Origin of the sequence: Hungatella sp. SL.1.14 (assembly GCF_024460495.1) — a bacterium.
Classification (GTDB): Bacteria; Bacillota; Clostridia; order Lachnospirales; family Lachnospiraceae; genus Hungatella; species Hungatella hathewayi.
The window spans coordinates 21,620-28,740 of record NZ_JANFYJ010000042.1; the positions used below are offsets into that span (position 1 = coordinate 21,620).

The 7,121-nt window shown below is 48.1% G+C and carries 5 protein-coding genes; 3 read left to right on the forward strand and 2 right to left on the reverse strand.

Annotated features, from left to right (window positions below; all coding sequences use genetic code 11):
- Positions 1 to 25: 25 nt before the first annotated feature.
- Both NE473_RS28140 and NE473_RS28145 read right to left on the reverse strand, forming a co-directional pair.
- Entirely contained in the window at positions 26 to 1,030 is a 1,005-nt protein-coding gene (locus NE473_RS28140; protein WP_055652337.1) for a WYL domain-containing protein, read from the reverse strand.
- Entirely contained in the window at positions 1,020 to 2,444 is a 1,425-nt protein-coding gene (locus NE473_RS28145) for a WYL domain-containing protein (RefSeq protein ID WP_081035054.1), read from the reverse strand. The genes NE473_RS28140 and NE473_RS28145 overlap by 11 nt, the downstream gene beginning before the upstream one ends.
- 313 nt (positions 2,445 to 2,757) lie before the next feature.
- Between NE473_RS28145 and NE473_RS28150 the strand changes: the two genes are divergently transcribed.
- From NE473_RS28150 to NE473_RS28160, 3 genes are all read left to right on the forward strand, one after another.
- Positions 2,758 to 3,990 (forward strand): RtcB family protein, encoded by a 1,233-nt coding sequence (locus tag NE473_RS28150; protein WP_055652338.1) that lies wholly within the window; start codon positions 2,758 to 2,760, stop codon positions 3,988 to 3,990.
- Positions 3,991 to 4,610: 620 nt separating this feature from the next.
- On the forward strand, positions 4,611 to 5,708 hold the full coding sequence (locus NE473_RS28155) for a slipin family protein (protein WP_055652341.1): 1,098 nt from the start codon (positions 4,611 to 4,613) through the stop codon (positions 5,706 to 5,708).
- Between the two features lie 344 nt (positions 5,709 to 6,052).
- Complete coding sequence (locus NE473_RS28160; RefSeq protein ID WP_055652339.1) at positions 6,053 to 6,808, forward strand: GntR family transcriptional regulator; 756 nt, start codon at positions 6,053 to 6,055, stop codon at positions 6,806 to 6,808.
- Positions 6,809 to 7,121: the final 313 nt, after the last annotated feature.

Consider the following 7,121-nt stretch of genomic DNA (forward strand, 5'->3'; position numbering starts at 1 on the left):
TCCTTTTTAATGTAAAATAAACTTTTCAACACATTTTCAACAGCCGCTGCTGCATTTCCACTCTCGCCCTCACCTGTTTCAGAAAGTTATCAGGTCCCAGCACCTTTACTACCGGTCCGAAGGAGAGAATCTGTATTAACAGTTCTGTTTCCACGTCCCGGCTGTAATAAATCCGGCAGAGATATTTACCGGAATCGCCCAGCTTTTCCGTCCGTTTCTGATAGCATGCAAAATGAAGCATGGTCCGTTCTAATGCGTTGCGTTCATTGGATATTTCCAGAAGCACAGGCTCCTGGCAGAGGGCGTGTTCTAAATATGCGTCGATATCCGGGCGGATTTCCAGGGATAAACCAGTGTCTTGAATCCGCATGATCCTTGACAGATTGAGAATCGTCAGCCGGCTTAAGCTGTTATCATTCCGGACGCGGACAGCCATAAGACGAAATTTGTCGTCTTTGGCAGAGTATTCAAGCCGGCAGGGAAGATAGCGGGAGGCAGTCAGATGATTTTTTGCTGAAAAGTAATCGATAACCAGTATCCGGTTCTCGCGGATTCCTTCCAGTATTGTTTTAAAATGCTGCCGGTACGAATCCAGCGTATAGGCGTCTCCGTCCGAATACCGGTCAAAATAGGAAAAGTCCTCCGGATAAAACAGGGGCTGAATATCCTTTAAGGCCTGATCCAGTTCCCTGCACTCTTCGTCGGTAAAAAACAGGCGAAATCTGGGATCAGCGGATATTGCTTTCAGCCAGGAACGCTGAAGCTTAGTCAGAGGCAGAGGCGCCGGCGCTTTTACACGGGAGCGAAAAAGCGGCCTGCCGGGATTGCCTTCCCCGGATCTTTCCAGTAAATTCCATTCTCCGCTTACCAGCTTTGGGACGATAGAGAGTGCGCTCTCCTCATATCCGTATGTATCCGCAATGCGGTTTAAGTCGCATTCAGACAAACCTTGTTCTGCGGCCTCGTCCAGAATCCGGCGTACGACCAGAAAATAACAGTTGTAGATTTCAGAAAACAGTTCAGGCTCCATCGTTGTTCACCTCCCGATCTGCCGAATGTATATGAGGGGGACTTTTCGCACATTCCGCCGAATGTATATGAGGGGGACTTTTCGCACATTCCGCCGAATGTACATGAGGGGGACTTTCCGCATACATTTTCGCCATGCGTTCCATATCCCGGAAGAATTTCTTCTCTATCATGGAATTCGAGCAGGAAAAGGAAAGGATCCGTCCGGTAAATGTTTTGACCCACGGCATCAGCTCGTTGCAGTCAAAACATTCGCGGGTATAGCGCCAGACACCGTGATCCAGCCGCGTTATGGTACCGCCGCGGCCCTCCCGTTCCAGGCGGCTGATGATGTGGGCCTCCCGTTCTTCATTAAGCGACAGGGTGAAGGAAAGCATTTCCAGCCGCTCTTTTCTGCGGCCGTCGCCAAAGGAGACTCCCCATGTCTTTGGCAGATTCTTTTCCAGATCATTTTTGTGCTGTTCATACTGCGCCTCCAGGCTCTTTTCTTCTGACGATAACAGGCTCACCGACAGGAGATAGTCCAGCCTGAAACTGGAGAAGCGTTTTGTTCTTGTCTGATAAACGACGACGTAGCGCCGGCCTGTCTGCGTGCTCACCAGAATTTTCAGGGGAACCCCCTCTGTAAGTTCCGTCCGGCCTGTCTTGGCACTCTTATTTTCCAGTCTGATTTCCTTATGTTCCCTCATGGCGCGCAGGAGCTCCAGAAGAATTTCATCTTCCAACGTATGAACCAGAAAATCGTGCTTGAGCCGGAACACGGTATTTTCCTTTTGAAGATTATCCAGTATGGTGCTGCCGATAAAGCCAAAGGGGGCGCATCCCTGATAAAAACTGACCATGTCAATGAAACCGGGAGACCGTGTCAGTTCCTCCGCCGGGCCCGCCCAATGCTGATTTGAGGAGGCATTCTCTTTATTCCCGCAGCAATTCTCCAGCCTCCCATAAAGCAGCCTTCGCCCTTCCTTTCTTACACTTAAAATTCCCAAAGACTCATATTCCACCAGTTTTTTTCGTACCGTCTGGGAATCGAAGAGGATTCCGTACCGGTTCTGAAGCTCGTCCGCTGTTTCGTCTGCTGTGTAAAAACTGCCATTCCCGAATAAATCCAGTATAAAGAAATGAAGCATGATGTCATTGGAGGTAAAACTTTTTGATTTCCAGACGGAAAACAGCGGGTTGACGGCGATCCGGTTGCTGTGGACGATGATGGCCACTGTTTTTTTCCGTTCCTCGTTGTACTCGCTGTGAATGTAGGGGGAAAACCAGCTTTCAATCCGCCGGCGCTCATTGTCATAGGTGCGTCCGCTGCCCTCGCTGTAGTCTTCACGGGTTTTAAAACCATATACGTAGAAATCCCTCACATAGGTACGGATCCGGTCGAACCGTTTCACAAGTTCTGAAAATTCTTTCATGGTATCGTCACTTTCTTTGGGTATTCTTTGGCTGCCTTGCGTAAATCATGGTGGATCAGGTGTTTGATATTTGCCCAGAGCACCAGAGCGTGTTTGAACATTCATTCCTCAGAGCAGCTGTCAGAAAGCAATTTTCAGCCACACTCCGGTATGAGCCAATCCTTAAAAATGATTATACTTCCATTTTTTCCTTATGTCACCAGGTTCGCACCCTTTTTTAAATGATTCCTTCAGGAAATACTGGTAAGATAAAGTCACAACAGAGAACAATTCATAAAACAGGCGGGAGTCCTGGGAAAAGGGGAATGAGATTATGTTTACATGGAAAGAAGAGCAGATGAATAAGCCGGTAAAAATCTGGCTGGAAAATATAGAAGAAGCAGAGGAAGGCTGTCTGGAACAGGCGCGCCACCTGGCACAGCTTCCGTTTATCCATAAGTGGGCGTGTCTGATGCCCGATACCCACCAGGGAAAAGGAATGCCGATCGGAGGAGTCATTGCCGCAGACGGCGTCATCATTCCAAACGCAGTAGGCGTCGATATCGGTTGTGGGATGAATTTTGTTTCCACCAATATAAAGGCAGAGGATATGAAACCTGTTATGACCGGTAATGGAACCATGTTCCAGGCCATTACCGGAGAGATCATGAGAAATATCCCGGTTGGTTATAATTCATATAAGAAGAGACAGGAATCGGAGGTTCTGGACCGGTGTCTGGAACACGCCTCCGATTATGAGAAGAATGAAGCGTTGTTTCCGCTGATCGAGGATGCCTTTTACCAGATCGGTACGCTGGGCGGCGGCAACCATTTTATCGAACTCCAGGAGGATCAGGATGGATATCTGGGGATTATGATTCACTCCGGAAGCCGCCATTTTGGAAAGGAAATCTGTGATTACTTTCACAAGAGGGCAAGGGAGTTGAATTCCGCGTGGCACAGCGCTGTCCCGGATTCGTACCATCTGGCATTTCTTCCTGTGGACAGTGCAGAGGGGCAGGACTATATTCTGTGGATGAACCTGGCTTTGGAATACGCATTTGAAAACAGAAAGCGTATGATGGAGAAAACTCTGGAAATTGTAGCTGAGAAGGTGGAAAAGTATCTGGATACAACCATGGAATTTACGGAACATATCAACTGTCATCATAATTACGCCTCCTTAGAGACACATTACGGAAAAGAGGTATGGGTTCACCGGAAGGGGGCGACGAGAGCCGGAAACGGTGAGATGGCCGTAATCCCGGGAGCGATGGGATCCTACAGCTATGTAGTCATGGGGAAAGGAAATCCGGAGAGCTTCGAAAGTTCGTCTCACGGAGCGGGAAGGGCCTATTCCCGAAAGGCTGCAATGGAGAAATTTTCCTGTGAAGAAGTCATAAATGACTTAAAGGCCCAGGGCGTGGTTCTGGGAAAAATGAAGAAGTCTGATGTGGCCGAGGAAAGCCGGTTCGCTTACAAGGATATAGACCATGTGATGGATCAGCAGAAAGATCTGGTCGTCCCGGTCAAAAAGTTAAAGACGGTCGGTGTGGTGAAAGGTTAGGACTGGGAACCACACCGGATCAAATGGATCGTTGCTGCAGAAATCATGGCGTAAGAGCCAGATGGTGCCGGCTGCGCTGCAGTACGGTATGCCGCAGTTTATGATAGCGCCGAAACGGCAGGCAACTGCCATCGGAGGATGATAGTTCGCGGGTTCGAATCCCGTCTGCCTGTTTCAGGCAGTAGCTAAGTGGTATAGCAATCATTAGACACCTGTCAAGTGTCCCTAAAAAGATGGAGAGAAAGCCGGATTGCCGGGCTGAAGGAAATATGGCTGCGAAAGCAGACGCAGGACTGACTTGTCGGAGTGTGGTTTCACACAAAGTAAGGCATGTCCCACGCGGGAGCCTGAGAAGCAGGAATTCCCATAAGTCCGAAGCCGGCATGAAAAGAGCCTTGCGATGAGGCGGCTTCCGCTGATTTAAAGTTTAGCCCTGATCGGCCGGTTATGCGGGGGCGAGTTGTACGCTGCCAGCCGCCTCCGGTTCTGTCACGGCAAATGAAGAATCTGCCAAAGCCCATCCCGCTTTTTTCATGCGGTGATCCGGTGTTTCAACCCACGTAAAAGAAATTCCGTCTATGGTAAGGGACGCAGGAGGAAGAAGAAAAGAGGAAAATCATATGCGTATTCATATCAATCAGACCCAGTGCGGGTTTGTCATAAAAAATGGCTGTTATCAGAAAATGATATTTGCCGGAACATACTATTATCCGGCCTGTATGGGATATAAAGTTGTAATAGAAGAGATGCGGGGAAGAGTGAGCTTTAAGGAGGTTCCACTGAAGGTATTAAAGGAGGACAAAGTGTTCTTAAGTCGTGTAACGATAGCGGAAGTACCGGAGGGGCAGCTGGGAGTCCTGTATATAAACCATGCAGCGAGTGCGGTTGTAACAGACCGGGAGGCTGCATACTGGAATGTCTGGGAACCGTGTGAGCTTCGCATGATCGATATGAGAGAGCCGGCGATGGATCGGACTGTCGAAAAGAGCCTTTTGCGTCTGATTGACCAGCAGTATTATAAGAAGATTGAGATCCTGCCGGGGGAGAAGGGGCTGTTGTATCAGGATAATATTCTGACGGATGAGCTGGGGCCCGGAACGTATTATTACTGGCTGTATGCCAGGGATGTTTTATGCCGCGTCGTGGATTTAAAGATGAAGGAACTGGAGATTAGCGGCCAGGAAATTCTGACGGCAGACCGGGTTGGAATCCGGCTGAATTTGACCGCTACATACCGAATCGCAGACCCGAGGCGGCTGGTGGAGACCATTAAGGGGGTAGAAAACCAGCTTTATACCCGCATTCAGCTGATTGTGCGGGAATACATAGGCCGCTACCGCCTGGATGAGATTCTGGAACAGAAGGAAGCCATTGCCGGATTTCTGGCACAGCGTATGAGGGAAGAGCAGGAGCAGTACTGTGTGGAGGTCCAGACCATCGGTATCAAGGATATTATCCTTCCCGGAGAGATTCGGGATATCATGAATACGGTACTGATCGCGGAAAAGAGGGCTCAGGCCAATGTGATTACCCGGCGTGAAGAGGTTGCATCCACCCGGTCGCTGCTAAATACCGCGAAGCTGATGGATGAGAACAAGACACTTTACAAATTAAAAGAATTGGAATGCCTGGAGAGAATCTGTACTCAGGTGGGAAATATATCGGTAGCAGGAAGCGGAACCCTGATCCAGCAGCTTAAGGAACTGCTGGGAACGTAACCCTGATAGAACAATTGCATGGAATTAACTGCGAAGGCGGCGGAGAGACAACCAGGAATCGGTTGTCCCTCCGCCGTTGTTTCAGAATACCATTGTAACAAGTGCACAAGATGATTTGACTAAAATTAACAAAAATACAAAGGTCCTGCGAAAAGACTTGTTTTTGCGATTAAATTTTAATATCATAATGTTATAACTTTATGAAAAACGCCTGTGTAAAGCAGAACGAAGGTCAGATGATACCGGAACAAAATAAAAGCAGGCGGATTGGCTGGATCCGCCGCCGTACTGATGCCGTTTGTTGTCTTGAACCATTAAAATAGTATATAAGGAGGGGGCAGAATATGTTAAACCATGAAAAAGGAGCTCCGCCGCTTTATTCCCAGCTTGAATCCATTATTAAGATGCAGATTGAGCGGGGAGAATATAATCGGGGGGACTTTCTTCCTACAGAAAAGATGCTGATGGATCAGTATGAGATCTCGAGAGTTACGGTCAGACAGGCGATGGCGGCCCTGTCCCAGGCCGGGTATATCAAATGCTCCAGAGGAATCGGTACTGAGGTCATTTACGAGAAGATTGATGAGCATATGAAGAGCGTCATCAGCTTTACAGATGAGATGAAGCAGCATAACATCACCATGGAAACGACCTATTGCCGGATGGAGAAGATTATGCCGGGGACAACCGCGGCGTCGGCGCTTCAGATTCCCTTAACGGATCAGTGTTACTGTCTGACAAGGGTCCGCAGTGTGCAGGGGAGGCCATTGGTATATACCATTACCTATATGAGAGATCTCGTGGAACTTCCCATGGACAGTCAGTATTACATGGAATCACTGTATAAATATTTAAGTGAAGTCCATGAGATACGAATTGTGAGGGGAAGAGATACGCTGGAGGCGGCGCTGCCTTCTCTGGAAGTTCAGAAGTTTTTGGAAATAGATGCTCAAATGCCGGTATTTAAACGAACCCGCCAGACATTTCTGCCGGGAGAAGACTTCCCCACACTGCATACCAGCGGAAAAGACGGACTAGTATTCGAGTACTCTGTCTGTTATTATCCGGGAAACCGTTATAAATACACTGTTGATCTGTAGAAGGGGACTGCGGTTCTGATGAAAGGAAGGGGTCCGGGCGGAGCAGCAGATTTCCTGCGGCTCCGGGATCTCTGCAGTGATAAAAATGATACTATTGTGTACAGCAGAGAAAAAAACACCATATATTGTGTATAAAAATATGCAATTATGGCTATTATAAAAAAAAATAGAAAAATACAAAATATATGTTGACTTTTGTCAAATGCTTTGGTATGATATACCTCGCCGCTGAAAACGGCGGCAAACTTTTCCGAAAAACGTCCGGCCTGACCGCTGAGAGAGTTTTGAAGAAAATGAAAAAAGTGGTTGACAA

What these genes read in the sequence shown, in the direction of transcription:
- NE473_RS28160 (WP_055652339.1), top strand. Translation starts at nt 6,053, where the DNA reads ATGTTAAACCATGAAAAAGGAGCTCCGCCGCTTTATTCCCAGCTTGAA.
- NE473_RS28155 (WP_055652341.1), top strand. Translation starts at nt 4,611, where the DNA reads ATGCGTATTCATATCAATCAGACCCAGTGCGGGTTTGTCATAAAAAAT.
- NE473_RS28140 (WP_055652337.1), bottom strand. Translation starts at nt 1,030, where the DNA reads ATGGAGCCTGAACTGTTTTCTGAAATCTACAACTGTTATTTTCTGGTC.
- NE473_RS28145 (WP_081035054.1), bottom strand. Translation starts at nt 2,444, where the DNA reads ATGAAAGAATTTTCAGAACTTGTGAAACGGTTCGACCGGATCCGTACC.
- NE473_RS28150 (WP_055652338.1), top strand. Translation starts at nt 2,758, where the DNA reads ATGTTTACATGGAAAGAAGAGCAGATGAATAAGCCGGTAAAAATCTGG.